The 854-nt window shown below is 46.4% G+C and carries 1 protein-coding gene; it reads right to left on the reverse strand.

The features are described 5' to 3' along the window. Nucleotides 1-34: 34 nt before the first annotated feature. Nucleotides 35-854, reverse strand: an 820-nt coding sequence (locus tag R8O10_RS24435; RefSeq protein ID WP_318191849.1) for a prephenate dehydratase domain-containing protein, incomplete at its 5' end; no start/stop codon positions are given.

The following is an 854-nucleotide window of genomic DNA, read 5'->3' on the forward strand; positions in this document are numbered from 1 at the left end:
TTTGGGTTGCCATGATCTTTTTACTCATCGATGTCTAATAGCTCAATTTCACTTGCGTTGGTTTGATGTTTTCGCTTGGATAACAACCCAGTACTTTCAAGTGTTTAGTGATTTTTGTTAGCTCTTGCAATGCTTGCTGCATTTCGGTTGAGCCTAGGTGCGCTTCTAGATCAACGTAGAACATTTCTTCCCACGGATTACCCATGATTGGACGCGATTCTAACTTAGTCATATTGATGCCGTAGCGTTGCAGTACCAGTAGAGTTTCAACCAATGAGCCCGCTTCCTGGGAGGTCGACATAATCAACGTCGTTTTGGCTGGAATTTGCGTCGAGACTTCAACTGGTTTACGCGCGACGACAATAAAGCGCGTGTGGTTTTCGGTTTGGTTTGCGATGTTGCCTTGGATCGCTTGCAGGCCGTACAACTTACCACTTGAAGCATTACCAATTGCGGCCACATCATCACGATTCATCTCTTGGACTTTTTGCATCGCGTCTGCTGTGCTTGCGCAAGACTCAAGTTTCACGCCTTTCATACGGCTTAAGAATTCGCTGCACTGTTGGTGCGGTTGCGGATGCGAGTACAGTGTTTTGATGTCTTCGAGTCGAATGTCTTTCGTTGCAACTAAGCAATGCTCGATAGGTTGAGTCAGCTCACCAACAATATACAGCGTGGTGTGTTGTAGTAGGTCATATACTTCCTTGATCGAGCCCGCGCTGGTGTTTTCGATGGGCAGCACACCGTAATCAGCATGGCCAGATTCCACCGTTCGAGTCACTTCTTTGAAATGCTCACAATTTAGCTCGATAAGCTCGGTATTTTTACGACTGAAATATTCGCGGCTTGCCAAG

The sequence above is a fragment of the Vibrio sp. 1727 genome (assembly GCF_033344415.1).
Lineage (GTDB): Bacteria > Pseudomonadota > Gammaproteobacteria > Enterobacterales > Vibrionaceae > Vibrio > Vibrio alginolyticus.